Origin of the sequence: Streptomyces sp. NPDC093261 (genome assembly GCF_044753645.1) — a bacterium.
Classification (GTDB): Bacteria; Actinomycetota; Actinomycetes; order Streptomycetales; family Streptomycetaceae; genus Streptomyces.
This window is the reverse complement of the sequence record NZ_JBIVNO010000001.1, coordinates 906930-931651: the sequence shown is the minus strand read 5'-3', so window position 1 is coordinate 931651 and position 24722 is coordinate 906930. Positions and strand designations below refer to the sequence as shown.

Annotated in this window: 21 protein-coding genes and 2 tRNA genes; 22 read left to right on the top strand and 1 reads right to left on the bottom strand. The window is 71.5% G+C overall.

Annotation, left to right across the window (positions count from 1 at the left end; all coding sequences use genetic code 11):
- From ACIP94_RS04250 to ACIP94_RS04195, 12 genes are all read left to right on the top strand, one after another.
- A partial coding sequence (locus ACIP94_RS04250) for an Rne/Rng family ribonuclease (RefSeq protein WP_402419259.1) occupies positions 1-3551 on the top strand: 3551 nt, incomplete at its 5' end.
- Between the two features lie 316 nt (positions 3552-3867).
- The gene (gene rplU, locus ACIP94_RS04245; RefSeq protein WP_009188585.1) at positions 3868-4188 is read left to right on the top strand and encodes a 50S ribosomal protein L21; all 321 of its coding nucleotides are present in this window, start codon (positions 3868-3870) and stop codon (positions 4186-4188) included.
- A gap of 14 nt (positions 4189-4202) precedes the next feature.
- Complete coding sequence (rpmA, locus tag ACIP94_RS04240; protein WP_365884299.1) at positions 4203-4457, top strand: 50S ribosomal protein L27; 255 nt, start codon at positions 4203-4205, stop codon at positions 4455-4457.
- Positions 4458-4611: 154 nt separating this feature from the next.
- Entirely contained in the window at positions 4612-6048 is a 1437-nt protein-coding gene (gene obgE, locus ACIP94_RS04235) for a GTPase ObgE (protein ID WP_402419256.1), read from the top strand.
- 966 nt (positions 6049-7014) lie between these two features.
- The gene (locus ACIP94_RS04230; RefSeq protein WP_402419253.1) at positions 7015-8514 is read left to right on the top strand and encodes a D-ribitol-5-phosphate cytidylyltransferase; all 1500 of its coding nucleotides are present in this window, start codon (positions 7015-7017) and stop codon (positions 8512-8514) included.
- Between the two features lie 240 nt (positions 8515-8754).
- Complete coding sequence (locus ACIP94_RS04225) at positions 8755-10848, top strand: hypothetical protein (RefSeq protein WP_402419250.1); 2094 nt, start codon at positions 8755-8757, stop codon at positions 10846-10848.
- 211 nt (positions 10849-11059) lie between these two features.
- Positions 11060-12256 (top strand): glycosyltransferase family 2 protein, encoded by a 1197-nt coding sequence (locus tag ACIP94_RS04220; RefSeq protein WP_402419247.1) that lies wholly within the window; start codon positions 11060-11062, stop codon positions 12254-12256.
- A gap of 147 nt (positions 12257-12403) precedes the next feature.
- A complete protein-coding gene (gene proB, locus ACIP94_RS04215; RefSeq protein WP_402419246.1) occupies positions 12404-13510 on the top strand; it encodes a glutamate 5-kinase in 1107 nt (368 codons plus the stop codon).
- Positions 13511-13653: 143 nt separating this feature from the next.
- On the top strand, positions 13654-14139 hold the full coding sequence (locus ACIP94_RS04210; RefSeq protein ID WP_402419243.1) for a hypothetical protein: 486 nt from the start codon (positions 13654-13656) through the stop codon (positions 14137-14139).
- 61 nt (positions 14140-14200) lie between these two features.
- Positions 14201-15487, top strand: a complete 1287-nt coding sequence (locus tag ACIP94_RS04205) for a glutamate-5-semialdehyde dehydrogenase (protein WP_402419241.1) — start codon at positions 14201-14203, stop codon at positions 15485-15487.
- Positions 15488-15580: 93 nt separating this feature from the next.
- Positions 15581-16219, top strand: coding sequence for a hypothetical protein (locus ACIP94_RS04200; protein WP_402419238.1), 639 nt, complete (start codon positions 15581-15583; stop codon positions 16217-16219).
- A gap of 246 nt (positions 16220-16465) precedes the next feature.
- Complete coding sequence (locus ACIP94_RS04195) at positions 16466-17533, top strand: hypothetical protein (protein WP_402419235.1); 1068 nt, start codon at positions 16466-16468, stop codon at positions 17531-17533.
- 146 nt (positions 17534-17679) lie between these two features.
- Here ACIP94_RS04195 and ACIP94_RS04190 read toward each other — a convergent pair whose 3' ends face one another.
- Positions 17680-18852 (bottom strand): M48 family metallopeptidase, encoded by a 1173-nt coding sequence (locus tag ACIP94_RS04190; RefSeq protein WP_402419232.1) that lies wholly within the window; start codon positions 18850-18852, stop codon positions 17680-17682.
- A gap of 150 nt (positions 18853-19002) precedes the next feature.
- On the opposite strand from ACIP94_RS04190, the gene ACIP94_RS04185 reads away from it, so the two are divergent.
- From ACIP94_RS04185 to ACIP94_RS04140, 10 genes are all read left to right on the top strand, one after another.
- Positions 19003-19155 carry a hypothetical protein gene (locus ACIP94_RS04185; protein ID WP_402419229.1) on the top strand — a complete coding sequence of 51 codons (153 nt, stop codon included), beginning with the start codon at positions 19003-19005 and terminating at the stop codon, positions 19153-19155.
- Positions 19156-19345: 190 nt separating this feature from the next.
- Positions 19346-19501, top strand: a complete 156-nt coding sequence (locus ACIP94_RS04180) for a hypothetical protein (protein ID WP_402419226.1) — start codon at positions 19346-19348, stop codon at positions 19499-19501.
- Between the two features lie 82 nt (positions 19502-19583).
- Positions 19584-20246 (top strand): nicotinate-nucleotide adenylyltransferase, encoded by a 663-nt coding sequence (gene nadD, locus ACIP94_RS04175; RefSeq protein WP_402419223.1) that lies wholly within the window; start codon positions 19584-19586, stop codon positions 20244-20246.
- A 16-nt stretch (positions 20247-20262) separates the two neighbouring features.
- Positions 20263-22050 (top strand): LCP family protein, encoded by a 1788-nt coding sequence (locus ACIP94_RS04170; protein ID WP_402419221.1) that lies wholly within the window; start codon positions 20263-20265, stop codon positions 22048-22050.
- Positions 22051-22158: 108 nt separating this feature from the next.
- On the top strand, positions 22159-22617 hold the full coding sequence (gene rsfS, locus ACIP94_RS04165) for a ribosome silencing factor (RefSeq protein ID WP_402419218.1): 459 nt from the start codon (positions 22159-22161) through the stop codon (positions 22615-22617).
- Complete coding sequence (locus ACIP94_RS04160; RefSeq protein WP_402419215.1) at positions 22614-23282, top strand: histidine phosphatase family protein; 669 nt, start codon at positions 22614-22616, stop codon at positions 23280-23282. Before rsfS ends, ACIP94_RS04160 begins: the two co-directional genes overlap by 4 nt.
- Before the next feature lie 121 nt (positions 23283-23403).
- Positions 23404-23476, top strand: a tRNA-Ala gene (locus tag ACIP94_RS04155).
- 430 nt (positions 23477-23906) lie between these two features.
- Entirely contained in the window at positions 23907-24080 is a 174-nt protein-coding gene (locus ACIP94_RS04150; protein ID WP_402419212.1) for a hypothetical protein, read from the top strand.
- Between the two features lie 3 nt (positions 24081-24083).
- Positions 24084-24317 (top strand): hypothetical protein, encoded by a 234-nt coding sequence (locus tag ACIP94_RS04145; protein WP_016643127.1) that lies wholly within the window; start codon positions 24084-24086, stop codon positions 24315-24317.
- Between the two features lie 184 nt (positions 24318-24501).
- Positions 24502-24574 (top strand) — tRNA-Ala (locus ACIP94_RS04140).
- Positions 24575-24722 lie beyond the last annotated feature (148 nt).

Here is a 24722-nt window from a genome sequence, read left to right as displayed (position 1 = left end):
CCACCGGAGCGCCCGCGGCTGCCGAGGTGACGGAGGTCGTGGTGCCCGCCGGTGCGGAGAGCGCCGAGGCCCCCGAGCCTGCCGCCGCTGCCGCGGAGACCGAGCCGGTGGAGCCGGTGGCCGAGGAGGCCGCCCCGCGCCGTACGCGTCGCCGTGCCACCCGCCAGGTCTCCGCACCCACCGGAGCGCCGGCGTCCGCCGAGACCGCCGAGGTTCCCGTGGTCCAGCCGGCCGCCGCGGCGCCGGTGAGCGAGGCCGAGACCGCCGAGGAAGTCACCCCCGAGGCCCCCGCCGCCGAGGAGGCCCCGCGCCGCAGCCGTCGTCGGGTCACTCGTCGGGTGCCGGCGCCCGTGGACGAGACCGCCGCGGCACCTGCGGAGGCGCCCGAGACCGTCGAGGCCCCGGCGGCCCCCGCCGCCCCGTCGCAGGAGGAGCCGGCGGCGGCCGAGGAGGCCGCCCCGCGCCGCGCCCGCCGTCGCGTCGCGCGCAAGGCCGCCACAGGGTTCTCCGAGCCCCCGCGCTCCGCCGCCGAGGAGTCGCCCGAGGCCGCACAGCGCCCCGCGCGCCCCGCCGTGGCCGTCTTCCAGGCGCCGGTGTTCACCGAGCCGATGTTCCAGACCCCGGAGCGGGCCGCCGCTGCCGCTGCCGCCGAGGCCGCCGAGCAGCAGGAGACCGTCGAGGAGGAGCCGGCCGGCCAGCGCCGCCGCCGTCGTCGCGGCGGTGGTGACGAGGAGCCCGCGGCCGTGACGCCCGAGACCGCCGACGAGGCCGAGGAGCCGGAGGAGCCGGAGGAGTCCGCCGAGGGCGAGGAGGCCGAGGAGGAGGTCGAGGAGACCGGTTCGCGCCGTCGCCGCCGCCGTGGCGGCCGTCGCCGTCGCCGTGGCGAGTCCGCCGAGGGCGAGGAGGCCGAGGAACTCGCCGCCGAACAGGCCACGCAGGACGCCGAGGACACCGCCGAGCAGATGGAGGAGGACGCCGAGGACACGGCCGATGAGCACGGCGAGGAGTCGTCGGCCATCGGCACCAGCAGCAGCCGTCGCCGCCGCCGTCGCCGCCGCCGGGCCGGTGACACCGGCGTCGAGAGCGAGTCGTCGTCCGACGACCCGGAGCGCACGGTCGTCAAGGTGCGCGAGCCCCGCAAGAAGGACGAGCGCTCCGGTGACGGCATCGACGAGGTGCAGTCCATCAAGGGCTCGACCCGTCTCGAGGCCAAGAAGCAGCGCCGCCGCGAGGGCCGCGAGCAGGGCCGTCGCCGTGTGCCGATCATCACCGAGGCCGAGTTCCTGGCCCGGCGCGAGGCCGTCGAGCGTGTGATGGTCGTGCGGCAGAGCGGTGAGCGCACGCAGATCGGCGTCCTGGAGGACGGCGTGCTCGTCGAGCACTACGTCAACAAGGAGCAGTCGACCTCGTACGTCGGCAACGTCTACCTCGGCAAGGTGCAGAACGTGCTGCCGTCGATGGAGGCCGCCTTCATCGACATCGGCAAGGGCAGGAACGCCGTCCTGTACGCCGGCGAGGTCAACTTCGAGGCGCTCGGGCTCGCGAGCGGCCCGCGCCGCATCGAGAGCGCCCTCAAGTCCGGGCAGTCGGTGCTCGTGCAGGTCACCAAGGACCCCATCGGACACAAGGGCGCCCGTCTGACCAGCCAGGTCTCCCTGCCGGGCCGCTACCTGGTGTACGTCCCCGAAGGCTCGATGACCGGCATCAGCCGCAAGCTGCCCGACACCGAGCGGGCCCGGCTGAAGACCATCCTGAAGAAGATCGTCCCTGAGGACGCGGGCGTCATCGTGCGCACCGCCGCCGAGGGCGCGAGCGAGGACGAGCTGCGCCGGGACGTCGAGCGGCTCCAGGCGCAGTGGGAGAACATCCAGAAGAAGGCGAAGAACGGCAACGCGCCGACGCTGCTGTACGGCGAGCCGGACATGACCGTCCGGGTCGTGCGCGACATCTTCAACGAGGACTTCTCCAAGGTCATCGTCAGCGGTGACGAGGCGTGGGAGACCATCCACGGATACGTCGCGCATGTCGCGCCCGACCTGGCCGAGCGTCTCCAGCGCTGGACCAGCGAGGTCGACGTCTTCGCCACGTACCGGATCGACGAGCAGCTCGCCAAGGCGCTGGACCGCAAGGTCTGGCTGCCCAGCGGTGGTTCGCTGGTGATCGACCGGACCGAGGCGATGGTCGTCATCGACGTCAACACCGGCAAGTTCACCGGTCAGGGCGGCAACCTCGAGGAGACCGTCACCAGGAACAACCTGGAGGCGGCGGAGGAGATCGTCCGCCAGCTCAGGCTGCGCGACCTCGGCGGCATCATCGTCATCGACTTCATCGACATGGTGCTCGAGTCCAACCGGGATCTGGTCCTGCGGCGTCTGCTGGAGTGCCTGGGCCGGGACCGTACGAAGCACCAGGTCGCCGAGGTGACCTCGCTGGGCCTCGTGCAGATGACCCGCAAGCGGGTCGGCCAGGGTCTGCTGGAGTCCTTCTCCGAGACCTGTGTCCACTGCAACGGCCGTGGCGTGATCGTCCACATGGACCAGCCGTCCGCCACCGGCGGCAAGCGCAAGAAGCGCGGCCGGGTCGGTGCCGAGGCCGAGCCCGAGACGCACGAGGCGGTGGCCGCCGAGGTCGAGGCGGCCGCCGAGGAGATCGAGGCCGAGGTGGCCGCCGAGGTCGCGGTCCCGGCCGCGCTGCCGGAGCCGGCGTTCGCCCCGGACGAGGAGCTGTACAGCAGTGTCGCCGAGGCCGAGGCCGCCGCTTCCCGGGGCCGTTCGCGGCGCCGGGTGACCCGGCGCGCGTCGGCTCCCGCGGGTGCGCCGCGCGGCGAGGAGCGGGCGCCGAGGTCCCGTAAGGACGAGCGCGCTCCGAAGTCGCGGCAGGACGCCGAGGCGGAGCCGGTGGCGGCCGAGGACCCGGTCGTCGAGGCGCCCGCGCCGGTCGAGGAGGAGGCCGCGCCCAAGGGCCGTACGCGCCGCCGCGCGACCCGCAGGGCGTCGGCGCCCGCCGGTGCGCCCGCGGAGGCCGTGGTGACGGTCGGCGAGCCCGCGGCGGAGGCTGGGGCCCCCGTCGAGACGCCCGTGGCAGTCGTCGAGGCCCCCAAGGCTCAGGCCGAGGCGGTCGAGACGGCCGAGGCGCCCGTCGAGGTCGCCGCCCCGGCCCGCCCCCGCCGCCGCGCGGTGCGCAAGGCCACCGCGCCCACCTCCGCCGAGGAGGCGGCCGTCGTGGTCGTCCCGTCGGCGGCCGAGGAACCGGCCCCGGCCGGGGAGCCCGCGCAGGCGGCCGAGGAACCGGCACAGACGTCCGGGGCCCCGGTGGAGGGCGAGGCCGAGGTGTCCGCCCCCGCCAGGAAGGCGGCCCGCAAGACCGCCAAGAAGGCCACCGCGAAGAAGGCCGCCACGAAGAAGACGACGGCCAAGAAGACGGCTGCCAAGAAGACCGCGGCGAAGAAGACCACCGCCAAGAAGGCGGCGGCCAAGAAGACGCCCGCGAAGAAGACGGCCGCCGCCGAGCAGTCGGCTCAGCCGACGGTCTCGGTGACCACGGAGGACTGACCCCTCCACGGCCACGGCACCAGACGGCGGCGGCCCGTCCCGGTTTCTCCCGGGGCGGGCCGCCGCCGTGCGGTCGTGGGCGCTGCCGTCATGCGGCCGCTGCCGCCGCCGGGCGGCTTCCCACGGGGAGCGGCCGAGCCCGGTTTGACCCACCGGGCCCGCCCCCGTAATCTTGACCGTCGGCGTGTCGACTGATGTGCCACATCCCCGTAAACCTCTTCCTTCCGGGCGCTGGGCGCCTCGGGAGAGGCCGCCTGTGATGCCGGGCGGCTGGACTGCGGGGGTGCCGTTTCCCGAGTGATGAGAGTGAGTCCGCGTGTACGCCATCGTGCGCAGCGGTGGTCGCCAGCACAAGGTTGCTGTCGGCGACATCGTTGAGGTTGACAAGATTTCCACTGCCAAGGTTGGCGACACGGTCGAGCTCTCGACCCTGCTCGTGGTCGACGGCGACGCCGTGACCAGCGACCCGTGGGTGCTGGCCGGTATCAAGGTCCAGGCTGAGGTTGTGGACCACCACAAGGGCCAGAAGATCGACATTCTGCGCTACAAGAACAAGACCGGCTACCGCCGTCGGCAGGGCCACCGCCAGCAGTACACGGCGATCAAGGTCACGTCGATCCCCACGGCTGCGAAGTAAGGGACTGAGAACAGATGGCACACAAGAAGGGCGCATCGTCCACCCGGAACGGTCGCGACTCCAATGCCCAGCGGCTCGGCGTGAAGCGCTTCGGCGGTCAGGTCGTGAGCGCGGGTGAGATCCTGGTCCGCCAGCGCGGCACCCACTTCCACCCGGGCGCGGGCGTCGGCCGCGGCGGCGACGACACGCTGTTCGCGCTCCAGGCCGGTGCGGTGGAGTTCGGCAGCCACCGTGGCCGCAAGGTCGTGAACATCGTTCCGGTCGCCTGAGGCAGTCCCTTTCGGGCTCAGGCGCCGTAGAGCGTCGCGCGAGGCGGACCTCACTTCCCGGTCGGGAAGGCGGGTCCGCCTTTCGCTTGTTGTCCACAGCACACCCCGCAATCCCCCGGCATCGGCCGGGGGGACCCCCAGGAGGCACTCAACCATGACCACCTTCGTGGACCGCGTCGAACTGCACGTCGCCGCGGGTAACGGAGGACACGGCTGTGCCTCCGTACACCGCGAGAAGTTCAAGCCGCTCGGCGGCCCCGACGGGGGCAACGGCGGCCGGGGCGGCGATGTGATCCTCACCGTCGACCAGTCCGTCACCACGCTTCTCGACTACCACCACTCCCCGCACCGCAAGGCCACCAACGGCAAGCCCGGCGAGGGCGGCTTCCGCTCCGGCAAGGACGGCCAGGACCTGGTCCTCACGGTGCCGGACGGCACGGTCGTGCTCGACAAGGCGGGCAACGTCCTGGCCGACCTGGTCGGGCACGGGACGTCGTACGTCGCCGCCCAGGGCGGTCGCGGCGGCCTCGGCAACGCGGCGCTGGCCTCCGCCCGTCGCAAGGCGCCCGGCTTCGCGCTGCTCGGCGAGCCCGGTGATCTCCAGGACATCGTGCTGGAGCTGAAGACGGTCGCGGACGTGGCCCTCGTCGGTTACCCGAGCGCGGGCAAGTCCTCGCTGATCTCCGTGCTGTCCGCGGCCAAGCCCAAGATCGCCGACTATCCGTTCACCACCCTCGTCCCGAACCTGGGCGTGGTCACCGCGGGCGCGACCGTCTACACGATCGCCGATGTGCCGGGGCTCATCCCGGGCGCCAGCCAGGGCAAGGGGCTCGGCCTCGAGTTCCTGCGGCACGTCGAGCGGTGCAGCGTGCTCGTGCATGTGCTGGACACGGCCTCCCTGGAGTCCGACCGTGATCCCGTCTCCGACCTCGATGTCATCGAGGAGGAGCTGCGGCAGTACGGCGGTCTGGAGGGCCGTCCGCGGATCGTCGTCCTCAACAAGATCGACGTACCGGACGGCAAGGACCTGGCCGAGATGGTGCGGCCGGAGCTGGAGGCGCGCGGCTACCGCGTCTTCGAGGTGTCCGCCGTGGCCCATCTCGGGCTCAAGGAGCTGTCCTTCGCCCTCGCCGACCTGGTCGCGAAGGCTCGCGCCGCCCGGCCGCAGGAGGAGGCGACGCGGATCGTCATCCGGCCGAAGGCCGTGGACGACGCGGGCTTCACGGTGACGCGCGAGGACGACGGGCTGTTCCGGGTGCGCGGCGAGAAGCCCGAGCGCTGGGTGCGGCAGACCGACTTCAACAACGACGAGGCCGTAGGCTACCTCGCCGACCGGCTGGGCCGCCTCGGTGTCGAGGAGCAGCTCATGAAGGCGGGCGCCCGGGCCGGCGACGGCGTCGCCATCGGGCCGGAGGACAACGCGGTCGTCTTCGACTGGGAGCCGACGGTCATGGCGGGCGCGGAGATGCTCGGCCGACGGGGTGAGGACCACCGGTTCGAGGCGCCGCGTCCTGCGGCGCAGCGGCGCCGGGACCGGCAGGCCGAGCGGGACGAGGCCTCCCGGGAGTTCGACGACTTCGAGCCGTTCTGACGGTCCGCGGGTTCCGGGGAACTCGCGGAGCCATCCGGTCTACCGGCAGCGCAGGCCGGTGGCGAGGGCAGGGGCGGCCGCCGCCCCTGCCTCCCGTCCGGGCGTTTGCCCCAGGCTTTCCGTCCGGGCGTTTGCCCCAGGCTTTCCGTCCGGGCGTTTCCCCCAGGCTTTCCGTCCGGGCGTTTTCCACAGGCCCTCTTCGACGACGCCCGGCCGCCCTTCATGCGGTTGTCATGGCTGCGCCGTGCGTCGTTCAGCGGTCGTGACGCCCCGCCGGTGAGCCTCCCTCTGCCCCTGACGCCACCGGCGCAAGGGAGTTCGCCCATGACCGGAGCAGCCCTTCCCGATGGCCGACGCCTTCTCAGGGCGGGCGCCGCGGTCCTCGGCGCCGGCGCCACCGCCCGGTCATGGCGGCCGCGGTCCGCGCGCGCCGCCGAACACCCTTTGCCCGAGGGCGTGTTCAGCCTCGGCGTAGCCCACCGTGCCGCGACCGGAGGCCGCCTCCAGCACCTTCGTCCGGCTGCGGGTCGAGTCGGATGTGCCCGGCGCGCGCCTGCTGTGAGCGGCAGATGAAGCCCGTATGAGGAGGCCCGGCACGCATCCGCCTCCTGGGCTTCTCTCACCTTCGTCTCAAGAACGCGTCTTACCTTCCGTGCGAGCAGGACCGCTCCCGCCGCGCCTCGGTCACCGAACGCTCAGGCACGCGTGCCCCAGGTGATCACCCGCTGCTCCCGCCCGTCGCGACCGGAATGAACACGGGGAAAGGGCGGCGATAACGCGTGACAAACGTGTGGAGTTACTCACAGCAAATCCGGACAATTCGACCCGGCCTCTAGGTAATGACGGAGGGCGCAAGGTAAATAACAGGTTGCGGGTACACATGCATCAGGCGGCGCTCACCTTGCACTTCCCTTACCGAAAGTGGGACCATCCGGAGGTTCCCTGAAGCCCCGAGGTAGGTCACCTGTGTCTGAGCGCATAGCCAAGCCCCGTACCACCGCAGTGATCCTGGCTGGTGGCACCGGTCAGCGCGTGGGTCTGTCGATTCCGAAGCAGCTGCTGAAGATCGCCGGCAAGGCGGTGATCGAGCACACGCTGACCACCTTCGAGAGCGCCGACTCCATCCACGACGTCATCGTGCTGATGGCGCCGGGCTATGTGCAGGACGTCGAGAAGATCGTCACCAAGGCGGGCTTCAGCAAGGTGACGCACATCATCGAGGGCGGCTCGACCCGCAACGAGACCACCGAGCGCGCCATCGCCCTGCTCGGCGAGGGCCTGGCCGAGGGGGAGGACCGCAACGTCCTGTTCCACGACGCCGTACGCCCCCTGCTGTCGCAGCGGGTCATCGACGACTGCGTCGCGGCCCTGGAGCGCTACCAGGCCGTGGACGTCGCCATCCCCTCCGCGGACACCATCATCGTGACCCGCACGCACGGCGAGGACGGCGAGTTCATCACCGAGATCCCGGACCGCTCCCGGCTGCGCCGCGGCCAGACCCCCCAGGCCTTCAAGCTCTCCACGATCCGCCGCGCCTACGAGGTCGCCGCGGGCGACCCCAACTTCCAGGCCACCGACGACTGCAGCGTCGTACTCAAGTACCTGCCGGACGTGCCGATCCACGTCGTCGCGGGTGACGAGTACAACATGAAGGTCACTCAGCCCGTCGACGTCTTCATCGCCGACAAGCTGTTCCAGCTCGCCTCCACCACCGCGCCGGCGCAGAACGGCGAGGACGCCTACCGGGAACTCCTCACCGGCAGGACCGTCGTCGTCTTCGGCGGGTCGTACGGCATCGGCCAGGACATCGCCGAGCTGGCCCGGTCCTACGGCGCCACGGTGTACGCGCTGGGCCGCTCCACCACCGGCACGCATGTCGAGAACCCGGAGGAGGTCGACGACGCGCTGTCCAAGGCGTACGCCGAGACCGGGCGCATCGACTACGTCGTCAACACCGCCGGGGTGCTGCGCATCGGCAGGCTCGCGGAGACCGACAACGCGACCATCGAGGAGGCGCTGAAGGTCAACTACCTGGCCCCGGTGCAGATCGCCCGCTCCTCCTACAAGTACCTCGCCGAGAGCCGTGGCCAGCTGCTGCTCTACACCTCCAGCAGCTACACCCGCGGCCGCGCCGAGTACAGCCTGTACTCCTCGACCAAGGCCGCCATGGTGAACCTCACCCAGGCCCTGTCCGACGAGTGGGCCGCCGACGGCATCCGCGTCAACTGCATCAACCCGGAGCGCACCGCCACCCCGATGCGCACCAAGGCCTTCGGCCGGGAGCCCGCGGGGACGCTGCTGTCCTCCGAGGCCGTGGCGCGTGCCTCGCTCGACGTCCTCGTCTCCGAACTCACCGGCCATGTCATCGATGTGCGCCAGCAGGACCCGACGGCCGGCGCGGGCAGGGCGTCCGGCTTCGAGGCGGCCCTGGCCGCCGTCCTGGACCGTCAGGACGGCGTGGCGTAGTCGGCGGTTCACCGGTCTTCCGGAATTCAGGCCTCTGTGATGGCGCGGCGAATGCGCGTACGCAGGGGCCTGAGCCGTAGAAATCCGGGTCGGAAATACCGGATCCATTCCTCTCCGGATTGTCTTGCGAGAACCAGCCCGAGTCCTTTTCCAAGCCCCTTCCGATCCCTTTCCCGCCGCTTTTCGAAGCGCTCTCTTCGTACTTCTACCGGCACACCCCCTCCAAGAGCAGGTTCCTCCGTGATTTCCACCGCTATACGCGTTGCCCGGGTGGGCAGTGCGGCCGAGCTGGCCGCGGCGGCCCTCATGATGCTGGGCTACCCCGCGCTCATGCTGGCCGCGCTCCTCCCGAGCGTCGGTGCCTTCGCGGCCGCGGCCGCAGTGACGTACCTGGCGGACCACTATCTGCACCGGCGCGGCAGCTATCTGATCAGTCGTCTCAGCAAGGTGCGGGCCGGTCTGTCCATCCGCTTCCTGATCCGGCAGTTGCTGCTGGTCCTGCTCCTGGCCCGGGCCCCCCTCGCGGACCTGGTCTTCTATGTGGCGATCGCCTGCTTCCTCGCCTTCTACGCCTTCCAGGCCCCGCACGGCGCCCTGGTGACGCTGATCCGCAACCGCCGCCGGATGCCGGTCGCGACCCGGAACGTGGACCTCGGCTCGCGGATCCGCATCCCGGACGCCCCGCCGAAGGGTCTGCTGAACCGCGCCGCGGAGAAGATGCTCCACCTCGACCTCGTGGCGGTCGCCGGCCTGCTCGTCACGGCGGCCACGGGCAGCTCCGTCTACGGCTTCGGGGGCGCCGCGGCCACCCTGGCGCTGGCCTTCCTCTACGTCGCCGCGCTCGCCCCCTACGTACGCGGCAAGAAGAGCCCGCCCAAGGCGGAGCGGGTGCTCGCGGCCGTCGACGGCTGGCTGCGCGAGTACCGCCCGGAGACGGTGCTGTACTTCTCGGGGTCCAAGGACTCCGCGTACCAGGTGAACATGTGGCTGGAGACGATGGAGCAGCTTCGGTCCCGGCCGCTGATCATCCTTCGCGAGCGCGTCATCCTCCAGAACCTGGCGCCCACCACGGTCCCCGTCATCTGCGTGCCCGGAGGGGTGCACCTGATGAACATGGACCTGTCCACGGTGCGTGTCGCGCTGTACGCGGCGAACGTGGGCAAGAACATCCACATGCTGCGCGTGCCCACCATGAAGCACGTCTTCATCGGCCACGGCGACAGCGACAAGCTCGCCAGCGTCAACCCGTTCAGCAAGGTCTACGACGAGGTGTGGACCGCGGGCCGCGCGGGCCGCGACCGCTACGCCATCGCCGACGTCGGTGTCCGCGACGACGACATCGTCGAGGTCGGCCGCCCTCAGCTCGCGCCCATCCAGCCCGCGCGGGGCCTGCCCGAGGACCGCATCCCGACGATCCTCTACGCCCCCACCTGGGAGGGCTGGGACGACAACCCGGGCAACACCTCGATCCTGCTGGCCGGCGAGAACATCGTCCGCACCCTGATCCAGGCCGACCCGCCGGTCCGGGTCCTGTACAAGCCGCATCCGTTCACCGGCACCCGCAGCGCCGAGGCGGCCGCCGCCCACCAGCGGATCACCGCCCTGCTCGAGAAGGCCGCCGCCGAGCGCGCCGCCCACCCGCGCTTCACGACGGACGCCGCAGTCCAGACGCAGGCCAAGGCCGAGCTGCGCCGCATCGAGGCCCGCCTCGCCGAGCTCGCCGGGCCCACCGGGGACAAGGGCGACGAGGCCGAGGCGACCCGCGACGGCGTGGTCGACGTGGCGAAGCACGAGGAGATCGCCCGGCTGCGCGCCGAGTGGAACGACGCCTACTGGCGCTCCTTCGGCAGCTGGGAGCACCGGGTCATCACGGGCGCCGAGCCGCGTCTGTACGACTGCTTCAACGTCTCCGAGGCGATGGTCTCGGACATCTCCAGCGTGGTCTCCGACTTCATCGCGAGCGGCAAGCCGTACGCCGTCACCGACTCCGCGGAGCTGGGCGCCGAGGAGTTCAAGCTCCAGAACACCGCGGTGCGCGCGGCGGTGATCCTGTCGAACTCGGCGCGCGAGCTGCCCGAGCTGCTGGCCGCCGTGCGCACGCCGCAGACCGACCCGCTGGCCGCCGAGCGCCAGGAGCTCAAGCGGTATCTGCTCGGGCCGGACGAGCCCACGTCCATGGAGCAGTTCAACACCGCGGTGCACCAGCTCGCGCGGAAGGCCGAGGCCCGCAACCGAGGCCAGGAGGCCGGCGCCCGCGCGGCCGTCGCCGGGAACGCCAACGCGGTGCCCGGCCAGCGCACCGCCGACCAGGTGACCGACGCGATCACGGGCTGACCACGGCGGGACGCGGGCCCGGTGACCGAGGTTGCCCGGTCACCGGGCCCTTTCCTGTTTCTTACCGAAGTCGCATACGGTGTTTTCCATCTGTTCACCATGTGACCTGCGCCATGAAACGTTCGGGCGGAGGCAACCCCTGTGCGCCGGTAGCTGTCTTGTGGTCAAGCGATCGATGCGATCCGGGGAAATCCCGTGACGAGGGGGAAGCGTGACCGTTGCGCAGCCTGATGTGAGTGTGATCATCGGGGCCTACGAGGCGATGCCGTATCTGGTCGAGTGCCTGCGGTCGGTGGAAGCCCAGACCCTCGACCCCTCGCGCATCGAAGTGATCGCGGTCGACGACGGCTCGACGGACGGGACCGCCGACTACCTGGACGAGTTCGCCGAGCGGGCCCCCATGGCGGTCACCGTTGTCCACCAGGAGAACTCGGGCGGCCCCAGCGGCCCCCGCAACGTCGGCCTCGGCAAGGCACGCGGACGGTACGTCTTCTTCCTCGACGCGGACGACCGGCTCGGCACCGAGGCGCTGGAGCGCATGGTCGCCATGGCCGACGAGCAGGGGACGGACGTCGTCCTCGGCAAGGTCGTCGGCGTCAACCGCACCGCCCCGAAGTCGATGTGGGGCAAGACCCTGCCGCGCACCGACGTCTTCTCGTCGCAGATCAAGTTCACGCTGAGCGCGCAGAAGCTCTTCCGCCACGAGCTGATCACCCGGCACGGCATGCGGTTCGACGAGTCGCTCAAGACCGGCGAGGACGCCCTGTTCACGATGGAGGCGTACCTCCGCGCGGACGGCATCTCCGTGATCTCCGACTACACCTGCTACTACCTGGTCGGACGCGACGACGGCAAGCACGTCACCAAGAGCGGCAGCTACACGCTGCGCTTCGACTCCGCCCGCGCCCTCATGCGGCTGATCGCCGAAATGGTCCCCGCCGGGCCGCGCCGCGACTCCCTGATGCTGCGCCCCTTCCTCATCACCCTGCTTCCGCAGTTCGGCCCCGGCTTCCTGACGGACGGCGAGGAGGTCCGCGCCCACAAGCTCCGGCTGGCCAAGCCGCTGATGGACGCGTACTGGCACGAGGGCGTCGCCCGGCGGCTCAAGGTCAACGAGCGGTTGCGTCTGCACCTGGTGGCGCGGGGCCGGGCCGATCTGCTCGCCGACGTCGTGCAGTTCGTGAAGGCGAAGAAGGCCCCCACCGCCCACCTGGACACGCGCACCGGCAAGGCGTATCTCGCCTACCCGCACTTCCGCGACCGCGCGGCGGGACTCCCGGACGACTGGTTCGTGCCCACGACCCGCGAGACGGTCACGATCGAGGCGTTCAAGCCGACGACGTCGGTGACCTTCCCACGGCTGCGCAAGGCCGCCCGGAAGGTGCTGAAGGTGCGCCGCGCGGCCTGAGACCCGGCGTGAGCCCCCGGTCACTCCCCGGTGGTCCGCCCACTGGACCGATGGGCGATGTCCGGCCCCCTTCGCGTAGATTGCGGTGCGGGGCAGCCGCATCGACGCGAAGGAACAGAGGGCAAGGTGGCAGGGGCAAGGCAGGCTGTGAGCGAGGCCCACAGGATTGTCGTGAAGGTGGGCTCGTCCTCACTGACCACGGCCGCGGGCGGGCTCGACGCCGACCGCGTCGACGCCCTCGTCGACGTCCTCGCCAAGCACCGAAGCGGGGGAGAGAGGGAGATCGTCCTCGTCTCCTCCGGCGCCATCGCGGCCGGCCTCGCCCCGCTCGGGCTGCGCCGCCGCCCCCGGGACCTGGCCCGGCAGCAGGCCGCCGCCAGTGTCGGCCAGGGCCTGCTGGTGGCCCGCTACACGGCGTCCTGCGCCCGCCACGGCATCCGTGTCGGCCAGGTGCTGCTCACCTCCGACGACACCAGCCGCCGCGCCCACCACCGCAACGCCTCCCGCACCCTCGACAAGCTCCTCGCTATGGGCGCGCTGCCGGTCGTCAACGAGAACGACACGGTGGCGACGGACGAGATCCGCTTCGGCGACAACGACCGGCTCGCCGCGCTCGTCGCCCACCTCGTCCGCGCCGATCTGCTGGTCCTGCTGTCGGACGTGGACGGCGTCTACGACGGGGACCCCGGCAAGCCCGGCACCTCGCGGATAGCTCAGGTGCGGGGGCCGCAGGACCTCGCACACGTGGAGATCGGCAGCGCGGGCAAGGCGGGCGTCGGCACCGGAGGCATGGTCACCAAGGTCGAGGCGGCCCGGATCGCGGCGGCGGCCGGCATCCCCGTGGTGCTCACCTCCGCCGTGCACGCCGCCGACGCCCTCGCGGGCCGCGACACCGGCACCTACTTCCACCCCACCGGAAAGCGCTCCGCGGACCGGCTGCTGTGGCTTCAGCACGCCTCCACCCCGCAGGGCGCGCTCATGCTCGACGACGGGGCCGTACGCGCGGTCGTCGAGCGCCGTACGTCGCTGCTGCCCGCCGGCATCGCGGCGGTCGAGGGCGAGTTCAGCGCCGGAGACCCCGTGGAACTGCGCGACGGCCGGGGACGGGCGGTGGCGCGCGGACTCGTGAATTTCGACGCCAGGGAGATCCCCCGGCTGATCGGCCGCTCGACCCGGGAACTGGCGCGCGAATTGGGTCCCGCCTACGAACGCGAGGTCGTCCACCGGGACGACCTGGTCCTCCTGCACCCGTAACGGCGCGAAAGGCCCCTCGCGGGCCCGTCCGGTGGGGGACGTTCCGTAAAACCGCCCCATGGACCCGTGCGGCCTGCTCAACTTTGTGTCGGGTACCGAATTCCGCACGAGTACGGCACACGAGGACTGCAAAGGAGGCCGTCGTGAGACGAGTGCGCCCTGGGGCGGCGACGTCCCGCGGTCGTGGCACTGCCGGCACCGTTCGCGGTGGTGCCCCCCGTGCGGCGGGCGAGGAGCGCGCACTGACCAGTGTGGCGGCCGGTCACGCCTGCGACGGGCCCGACGACGTCCCCCGCCTGTGGCATGTCACGCTCAGCCTCGCCGGGGACGAGGCGCCGCTGACCGAGGTGCGCCGCGCCCTGGAACAGCTCGCCCACGACCATCCCTTCCTGCTGACCAGCCGCTACGCGGGTGACCACGCGGAGATCCGCTACTGGGAGGAGGCGCGCGATCTGCACGACGCCGCCGCGGTCGCGCTGCGTCTGTGGGGCGAGCACCGCCGGAGCGCGGGACTGCCGCCCTGGGAGATCGTCGGCCTGGAGGTCATCGACCGCGACACCTACCACCAGCGGGTCGCGGAGGGGCAGGGGCCGCCGAGGGCGACACCGGTCGGAGTTCACCCGTTTTGAACCCGTCTCGGGGTGTGGGACGTACGACGGCCGCTCGCGCCCGGCGCACTACCCTTCCTTCATGACCACGCTCTCTCCGTACGACTCCATGTCCCCGGTCGCCCAGGCCGCCTACCGCGCCCAGGCCGCCGCCGCCGACCTGGCGCCGCTGCCCCGGGCCGAGAAGGACGACGCGCTGCTCGCCATCGCGGATGCCCTGGAGGTCCGTACGAGTGAGATCGTCGAGGCGAACGCCAAGGACATCGCCAGGGCCCGCGAGGCCGGCACCAGCGAGGCGATCGTCGACCGGCTGACCCTCACGCCCGAGCGGATCCGCGCCATCGCCTCCGATGTGCGGGACGTCGCCGCCCTGCCCGACCCGGTCGGCGAGGTCGTCCGCGGCTCCACCCTCCCCAACGGCATCGACCTGCGCCAGGTCCGTGTGCCGCTCGGTGTCGTCGGCATCATCTACGAGGCCCGGCCGAATGTGACGGTCGACGCCGCCGCCCTGTGCCTGAAGTCCGGGAACGCGGTGCTGCTGCGCGGTTCGTCCTCCGCCTTCGAATCGAACACCGCGCTCGTACGGGTCCTGCGCGACGCCGTGGGCGGCGCGGGGCTGCCCGCCGACGCCATCCAGCTCGTCCCCGGTGAGAGCCGCGAGTCGGTGCGCGAGCTGATGCGTGCCCGCGGCCTGGTCGACGTGCTCATCCCGCGCGGCGGCGCCTCCCTGATCCGCACGGTGGTGGAGGAGTCCACGGTCCCGGTGATCGAGACCGGCACCGGCAACTGCCACGTCTACGTCGACGCCCAGGCCGACATCGACATGGCGATCGACATCCTGATCAACTCCAAGGCCCAGCGCGTGAGCGTCTGCAACGCCGCCGAGACGCTCCTCGTCCACCAGGACATCGCCGCCGAGTTCCTGCCACGCGCCCTGGACGCGCTCGCGGACGCCGGGGTCACGGTCCACGCCGACGACCGCGTGCTGGCGTACGCCAAGGACTCCCGAGCCACGGTGGTGGAGGCCACGCCGGAGGACTGGGACACCGAGTACCTCTCGTACGACATCGCCGCCGCGGTCGTGGACTCCCTGGACAAGGCCGTACAGCACATCCGGCTGTGGAGCTCCGGTCACACCGAGGCGATCGTCACTACCTCGCAGCAGGCCGCCCGCCGATTCACCCGACTGGTCGACTCGGCCACGGTGGCCGTGAACGCCTCGACGCGCTTCACCGACGGCGGCCAGTTCGGCTTCGGCGCGGAGATCGGCATCTCCACGCAGAAGCTGCACGCCAGGGGCCCGATGGGCCTGCCGGAGCTGACCAGCACCAAGTACATCGTCACCGGCGACGGGCACGTACGGCGCTGAGCGGGCGCTCGGCGACGGCCGTTCGTCGCCCCTGGCAACCACCTGTGAATCCCGTCTCGCCAGGCGGATGAATTTCCTTACCGTCTGCCCAAATTGACCCCCCAGGTCTACTCTGGAGCCGTGCCGGAGGACGTGGGGGGCACGCCGTTCGCTGACGGCCGGGAGCCCGACGACGACCGCGACCGCGGAGGTATGGACGAAGAGTTCGCCTCCGTGGTCTTCGACGAGGCCTTCGTACGGGCGGCCGTGGTCCACGAACCGACGGCCGTCGAGAGACTCCTCGCGGCCGCACAGGCCCGCGCCGAGGCCCAGGAGGCCGAGGCACGCCGGGCGCGCGGCCGGGGCACACGCGGTGACGACGACCGCTACGAGGACGCATACGGTCCCGACGAGGACGGCGCCTTCGGCTACCACCGGGACCTGGACGACCTGGACGACCCGGAGCTCCTGGAAGGCCGCTACGGCCCCTCGGGCGTCTGGGGCAGGCCGTATGGCAAGGGCGCCCCCCGCTGGCACCGTCCGGTCGCCTGGATGCTCGCCCTCGTGATGGGCATAGGCATGGTCGCGCTGGCCTTCACGGCCGTCTACCGGGGCGGCTCCTCAGGCCGGCAGGAGGTCCCGCCCGCCAGGACGGGTCTGGAGCAGGGCCAGGAGACGAGCGCCGGCCCGGGCCCCTCGGCCTCCGCGGAATCCTCGCCCCCGGTCTTCTCGGCCGTACCGCGGACCCCCTGAGCAAGCCCTACGGCGTACGGTGTACGCAGGCCCGTAGACGCCCCCAGGCCTCCTGTAGACGCCCCCCACCCCGCCCGGCGACCTGCCGCGCATCCCGCCGGCGACCCGCCTGGAACCCCGCCCGACGACCCGCCCGACGAGGTTCGGCGTCCTTTCGGCATCCGTGCGAAAACCTGGTGAGAACCTGTCAGAAGTTGTCGTGTACCAGGGCGTTTACCGCGGCTTCCGCAGACCTACCCTGAAGGTATGGGCGGGCCTGGGGACCCACCTGAGGGGACGCCCGAGGGTGCTCCCGGCGGTGGCGAGGACGAGTACCGATCCGTCGTGTTCGACGAGTCGTTCATCCGTGCTGCCCGCCTCCAGGAGTACTCCGCACGGGAGCGGATGGCCGACCACGCCCCGGCCGTACGCCGCCGTCCGGCGCTGCGCCGCGGACTGCCCCGGCAGGCGCTGATCCTCGTCCTGCTGCTGGCGCTCGCCTTCGGCACCGCCATCTACATGGGCGTGCGCCACCCCTACCAGGCACCCAAGGCCCAGCTCGTCGAGCAGCTGCGCATGACGGTGATACCGCTCGCCCCCCGGTCCGCCGTCCCCGGCGCCACGGACCCCGAGGTCCTGTACGACCACAGCCCCGCCGCCCAGTTCCGGATCGGCGCCGAGGGCTTCACCCTGCCCCCCGTCCGGCGCACCGCGCACTTCTCCGAGAGCCAGGTCGTCGCCGCCGTCACCATCGCCAAGGACTACCTCGTCGAATCCTCGCTGGACCCGGACGTCCTCACCGGCGACGCCGTGCGCGCGGTACGCGTCCTGGTCGCCCCGGAGCAGCTCGACCAGTTCGACCAGAGCTTCTACCGCCCGGCCGCGGACGGGCGGCACTCGCCCACCGGCTGGCTCGTCCGCTTCGACCCCGCGCGTGTGCAGCTGGCCGACCACCGGATCCGTGTCCAGGGCACGCTTCAGGCGGCGGAGCCCGGCTCGGACGCCCTGGAGGTCACCGCCGACCACACCCTCGTCTACGCGCTGAGGCCGGCCGGCGCGGATGCCAGGGCGAAGGCCTCGCTGGTCACCGTGCGGCGCGAGCTGACCTTCCGCTTCGACCGCGACGACCTGCGGATGCACCAGGCCGAGCTGCTTACCTCCTACGTCCAGGCGGGCCCGCTCGCCTGCGCCGGGGACACCGCGGACCGCCTCCATCCGCTTCTCGCCGGCCAGACCGCCAAGGCGGGCGCACCGGCCGGCACGAACCCGTACGAGAACGACAGCCCCACAGCCCTGTGCGGCACCCTGTCCTCGGACGCGGAGCCGAGGGTCTGACACCGGGGGTCTGACACCGGGGGAGAACCCGCGGGAGACGCCACAGGCGGCCGCGAGCCGCGCCGGCGGCCCGCCAGGTGCCCTCGGGTCGTGCGGGCGGCCCAGGGCCCCCGCAGGCCGCCCGGGGTCCCGCCCGCGCCGGAGGCTCAGCCCTCGCCGTTCCCGGCGTCGTCGTCCCGCCGGCTGTCGTCCGGGCGGGTGCCGCCCGGGCCGCCGTCCCCGTCATGGCCCTCGCCGGGGGCGCCCGGCGCGTCCTTGGGGGCGCCGCTCGCGAAGCCCGCGAAGCCGCGCCGCACCCGGCCCCCGAGGTCGCCCGCACCGTCCGCTATGTCGCTGACCAGCTTCATCAGCGGGTCCTTGGACTGCTTCACGTCGTTCGCGTAGTGGGCCGCCGACTGCCGGAAGGAGTCCGAGACGGAGGTGTTCTTGTCCTCGCTGCGCCGGTCGTAGTGACCGTCCATGATCCGCTGGTGGTCACGGGAGCCGGCCCACCTCTTCAGCTCGGCCGCGCGGACCGCCGCGAAGGGATGCGTACGCGGCAGGACGTTCAGGATCTTCAGCACGGAGTCGCGCAGATCGCCCCCGGCCTCGTACTCCTCGGCCTGCTCCAGGAACGCGTCCACGTTCATCTCGTGCAGATGGTTGCCGCCCGCGACCTTCATGAGCCCGCGCATCGAGGCCTGGAGGTCCTGCCCGACCAGGAGCCCGGCCCGGTCGGCCGACAGCTCCGACTTGCGGAACCACTCCCGCAGCGCGGTCACGATCGCCGTGATCGCGAGGCTGCCCAGCGGGATCCACGCGACCCGGACCGCGAGATTGGTCAGGAACAGCAGGATGGTCCGGTAGACGGAGTGGCCGGAGAGCGCGTGCCCGACCTCGTGGCCGACGACCGCCCGCATCTCCTCCTCGTCGAGGAGCTCCACGAGCCCGGTGGTCACGACGATGATCGGCTCGTCCAGGCCGATGCACATCGCGTTCGGCTGCGGATCCTGGGTGACGTACATCGGCGGGACCGTGGCCACGTCGAGGATGTAACAGGCGTCCCGCAGCATGTCGTTGAGATGGCCGAACTGCGCGTCCGAGACCCGTACCGAGTCGGACAGGAACAGCAGCCGCAGACTCCGCTCGGGCAGCAGACCGCTGAGCACCTTGAAGACCGTGTCGAAGCCGCTCAGCCTGCGCAGGGCCACGAGAGCCGAACGGTCCGCCGGGTGTTCGTACGCGCGTGAGGAGATCCCCGGGAAACGCCTGCGTCGCCGGCTCGGCACGGTGCCGGGCCCCTGGTCGAACGCGTTCTGCTCGAGACCCTCGTCGGACATGTGTTCCCCCATGTGTCTGATGGCCGGATCGACGGCGGGTCCACCGCGCGACCACGCGAGGAGCGACGACGACCCCGATGTGCCCCCGAAGCGGAGTCCAGCCTAGGCGGAGATACCGTGGCAGGGCAGCACACCGTTAGGAGCGATCCCATGGAGCATGTATCCGCCGCATGGCTCACCGAGGCCGCGCAGGCCGCCGACCGACAGGGCTCGGGCGATCTGCTCCGGGTCGTGCTGGTCGTGATGGTCCTCGGCTGCATTCTGACCGCGTGGTTCCTGCTGCGCGGCTACAAGCGCAAGTGACGGCCCGCGGGGCGCGGCCACCGGCGGCCGTGCCCCGTCCCGGCGTCGGAGCCGCCTCGGGCGCCGGCTTCGACGCCGGGACGGCCGGAGTCCCCCTGAAACGGCGGAGTCGCCGTGAGCGGCGCGACGGCACCCGCATACGATGAGCCGACGTCTTTATCCCGCCCACACCGGATAGGTTCTGCCGAAGATGAGCTTCCACAGCACCGCTGCCCAGTTGGCCACCCTCGCCGAGGGCGAGACCGAGCGCCACACGAGCATCAGCCCCTTCATGACGGGTGGTGGCGCCCTCGTCATCCTTCTCCTGCTGCTGTGGATCACCACCCGCTTCAACCGCGACCGCTGAGTCCGGCACCGGGCCCGGCCCCGGCCGCCCGCGGGGGCCTGTCGGCCGGTGCCCGTCGGCCGGGCCGGTAGGGTCTGCACGCATGGGAGAGCAGCACATGCCCACCGGTCCGGCGAAGGGCACGCGTATCGGCCCCGGCAACGGTCCGTCGAACCCCGGCAAGCGCCGACTCGGCGTCATGGGCGGAACGTTTGACCCGATCCACCACGGGCACCTTGTCGCGGCCAGTGAGGTCGCCGCGCAGTTCCATCTCGACGAGGTGGTGTTCGTGCCCACCGGCCAGCCGTGGCAGAAGACCGACCGCAAGGTCTCCGCGGCCGAGGACCGCTATCTGATGACGGTCATCGCGACCGTCGAGAACCCCCAGTTCTCGGTCAGCCGCATCGACATCGACCGCGGCGGCCCCACCTACACCACGGACACCCTGCGCGACCTGAAGGCGCTGAACCCGGACACCGACCTCTTCTTCATCACCGGAGCCGACGCGCTGAGCCAGATCCTCACCTGGCGCTACACGGACGAGTTGTTCTCCCTCGCGCACTTCATCGGCGTCACCCGCCCCGGCCACACCCTGGCCGACCCCGGCCTTCCGGAGGGCGGTGTCTCGCTGGTCGAGGTTCCCGCGCTCGCCATCTCGTCCACAGACTGCCGTGCGAGAGTCGCCAAGGGCGAACCCGTCTGGTATCTGGTGCCGGACGGTGTGGTGCGCTACATCGACAAACGGCAGCTGTACCGCGGCGAGTGAGCCGAGAGGGGCACCGGTGAACGACCGATACGACGGGTACGCGGGCGGCGACCAGTACGAACTCGTCGGCTACGACCAGTTCGGGCAGCCTGTGTACCAGCAGGTCCCGACGCAGCGCACCCCGCAGGGCTACGACCCCTACGGCACCCAGCAGCACCAGCAGCCCCAGGGCCATCAGCAGCCCCAGGGGTACGGCTACGACCCCTACGCGACCGGCCCCCAGCAGCCCGTGCCGCCGTATCACCACGGTCAGCAGCAGCCCGGGTCCCCCCACGACGCCGGCACCCAGCCGCCCACCGCCCCGTACGACCCCTACGCCCCGTACGGCACCACCACGGCCGGCGGCTACGACCCGTACGGCCAGACCTCAACCAGCGGACAGCAGCCGCGCGTTGCCGAGCAGACCGCCTACATCCCCCAGCAGGCGGGCCCGGCCGACAGCGGCCCGGAGCACGACGACGGCCCGGCCAGCCGCACCGAAGGCGGTGCGGCGGGACGGTCCGGGAGCGCCCCGAAGGAGCCGCAGGGCGACCGAGCCGCGGGCTCCGAGCAGTTCGCCTTCGCCGAGGAGCCCGACGCCGACTCCGAAGACGTCATCGACTGGCTGAAGTTCACCGAGAACCGCACCGAGCGCCGCGAGGAGGCCAAGCGCCGCGCCCGCAGCCGGGTCGTCGCCCTCGTCGTGGTCCTCGCCCTGGCCGTCGTCGGCGGCGTCGGCTACCTCTGGTACGCGGGCCGGCTGCCCGGCACCTCCTCCGGCGGCAAGTCCGCCCCCACCACGGCGACGGGCGCCCAGAACCGTGACGTGCTGGTCGTCCATCTGCACAACACCAAGGGCGGCGGCACCTCCACCGCGCTGCTCGTCGACAACACCACCCTCAAGCAGGGCGCCACCGTCCTGCTGCCCAATTCCCTCGCGCTGACCTCCGACGACGGCTCCACGACCACCCTCGCCAAGTCGGTCGCCGACGACGGCTCCTCCGGCACCAGCGACGCCATCGACTCCGCCCTGGGCACCAACATCGAGGGCTCCTGGCGCCTCGACACCCCGTACCTCAACAACCTCGTGGAACTGGTCGGCAACATCGAGGTCACCACCAACGCCGACGTCCCGGACCCCGACGCCAAGAAGAAGGGCGGCTCCACCCTCGTCCACAAGGGGGAGGACCAGACCCTCAGCGGCAAGATGGCCGTCGCCTACGCCACCTACCGCGCCGCCGGCGAGTCCCAGGACGCCCAGCTCGAGCGGTTCGGCCAGGTGATGCAGGGCGTGCTGCGCAAGCTGTCCTCGGACCCGCAGGGCGCGACGACCACCGTGCAGACGCTCGCCCAGATCCTCGACCCGCCCCTGACCGACAAGGACCTCGGCAGCTTCCTCGCCAAGCTCGCGGACCGCGCCAAGGAGGGCGCCTACAAGACCGCGCTGCTGCCGGTCCGCTCCGACGGCACCGTCGGCCAGGACGCCACCGACAGCGTGGTCAAGACCCTGCTCGGCGGCACCGTGAAGAGCCCCCGGCCCGGCGACGCCGTGCGGGTCGGCATCCAGAACGCCACCGGCTCCAAGGGCGCCGCGGAACAGGCCCGCGTCGTCCTGGTCAACGGCGGCTACGCCTTCGTCGACGGCGGCACCTCGGCCGTCCGGACCGCGTCCCGGATCACCTACGCCGACGACGGCGACAAGGAGAACGCGATCGAGGTCGCCAAGACCCTGGGCCTGCCCACCAGCGCCGTGCAGAAGGGCAAGGTCACCTCGAACGCCGACGTCTCCGTCGTCCTCGGCCAGAACTACAAGGCAAGTCCGTGACGGGGGCCACACGCCGGGCGCGTGGCGTGCCCCGTTAATCACATGGGGTGCTGTCGGCGGTCCGTGAGACCCTTGAGGTAGCACTGACCGCCGACCGAAAGCCACGTAGTGACCGCCACGGACCGCTCTCTCGAACTCATCACCGCCGCCGCCCAGGCGGCCGCCGACAAGCTCGCGCACGACATCATCGCCTACGACGTCAGCGATGTGCTGTCGATCACGGACGCCTTCCTGCTGGCCTCCGCGCCCAACGACCGCCAGGTCAAGTCGATCGTCGACGAGATCGAGGAGCGGCTGCTCAAGGAGCTCGGTGCCAAGCCGGTGCGCCGCGAGGGCGACCGCGAGGCCCGCTGGGTCCTGCTGGACTACGTCGACATCGTCGTCCATGTGCAGCACAGCGAGGAGCGCGTCTTCTACGCCCTGGAGCGGTTGTGGAAGGACTGCCCCGAGCTGGAGCTGCCCGCCGACGCCCAGGCCACCCGCGGCAAGGCCGAGGAGCACGCCCGGCTCCAGGCCGCGGGGGAGGCCGCCGCGCTGAACGCCGAGCTGGGCGGGGAGCTGCGGTGACCGCCCCCGGCGCCGAGAACGGGCGGAAGGGCCGGGGCCGCCGCCTCATCCTGTGGCGCCACGGCCAGACGTCGTGGAACGTGGAGCGCCGCTTCCAGGGCTCCACGGACGTCGAGCTGACCGAGACCGGCGTCGGCCAGGCCCGCCGCTCCGCCCGCCTGCTCGCCTCCCTGAAGCCGGACGCCATCGTCGCCTCCGACCTCAGGCGCGCCGCCGACACGGCCGCCGAGCTGGCCACGCTCACGGGCCTGGACGTCACCCTTGAGGAGGGGCTGCGCGAGACGTACGCGGGCGTCTGGCAGGGCCTGACCCACGAGGAGATCATCGCCCGGTACGGCGAGGAGTACGCCGCCTGGAAGCGCGGTGAGCCCGTCCGCCGAGGCGGTGGCGAACTGGAGACCGAGGTCGCCGACCGCGCCGCCCCCGTGGTGCTGCGGCATGCCGAGAAGCTCCCCGAGGACGGCACCCTCGTGGTGGTCAGCCACGGCGGCACGATCCGCACCACCATCGGCCGTCTGCTCGGTCTGGAGGCCCGCCACTGGGAGAGCCTCGGCGGTCTCTCCAACTGCTGCTGGTCGGTCCTCGGCGAGGGTGTGCGCGGCTGGCGTCTCCTGGAGCACAACGCGGGCACCCTGCCGGAACCGGTCCTCGGCGACGACGACTGACACCGCCTCACCAGGCGGCGGGACCCGGATTTCACTTTCCGGCAGGTCGCAGGCTAAAGTTCTTCTTGTTCGCCCCGCCGAGCGGGGCGAGACACCAAGCGGCTTCGCCGCCTGGCCACGAGGGGCTATAGCTCAGTTGGTAGAGCGCCTGCATGGCATGCAGGAGGTCAGGAGTTCAATTCTCCTTAGCTCCACGGATCGACACTCTCGGGTGTCAGAGATCGGCAGAAGATCCCGTCCCACAAGGGGCGGGATTTTTTCTTGGCCGTATTCCGGCCGAGTGGCGCGTCCCGCAGCGTCCCGCCTCACACCGACCCGTGCCTGATGCGGCGTCACCTCAGCGGTGAGGCGGGACGCGACGGGCGGCCGGCTCGGGCGGTGTGCGGGGTGCGGTGTGCGGGGTGCGGTCCTCGGCACACTGTTCCCGGACCGGCTTGAGTCACTTGGGCCTCCGGGGCGTATACCTCTACGGACGCGCTCCTCCTGCGCACGTACGCGCTGGCCATGACGGCCACGCCGGGGGCCGTGTCCGGACTGGTACGAAGGCGTCGCTGACCGTATTGGCCCGGCCGTGGCAGAATCAAACGGCCGGAAGGGGGCGCGGCCCGACGGGAGGGAGTAGCGATGCCTGCGAGCATCCGCGGGGAGGTCCATGATCTCCTCGCAGTGGCGGTGCCACGTCGGAATGCCACCCTCCTCGACTGCCCTTCCTGCGGCTCGTCCCATGTCGCCCAGGTCCTCGGCGACAACGGGGGCATCTCGTACGTGTGCACGGCCTGCGGCCACAGCTGGAGCTGATCGATGGGTGCACACAGGCGGAAGTGCGACTGGTGCGGCAGTGGCACACCGATCGTCCGGGACATGGAGCCGGTCAACCCGGACTACCAGTACTGGTGCGAGGAATGCGCGCGGGCGCTGATCATAAAAGGCGACCCGATCGAGACCTATCGGGAGCTGGAGGGCGAGCCGATCTACGGCCGCCTCCTCGACGAGCACTGCACGCTCAAACGCTTCTACTCGTTCGCCACGGCCTGACCCCGGGGGCGCGCCACGCGTGATCCGTGGCGGGCGGGGAGGGCCGCGGAACGGGTCTTCACCCGCGTCCGCGTGCCCCAGGGAAACGATTTGGTGTTTCACCCGGTGGACCGTGTAATGTTGGCGTCGCCGCCAGGGAAACCGGGCGACGCGGTGAACACCCGGTTCCGCCGGGTGGCCACGAGGGGCTATAGCTCAGTTGGTAGAGCGCCTGCATGGCATGCAGGAGGTCAGGAGTTCAATTCTCCTTAGCTCCACAGGAATTGAAGGCGGTCCATCCGGTCGGATGGGCCGCCTTCGTCGTAGGCGCCGCCCGGGTCGCTGGGGCCGCCTCTCGTGGTAGGCGCCGCCCCGGGCCGTAGACGCCACCTTCCCCGTGAGCCCGTAGAACGCCGACGGCGGGCC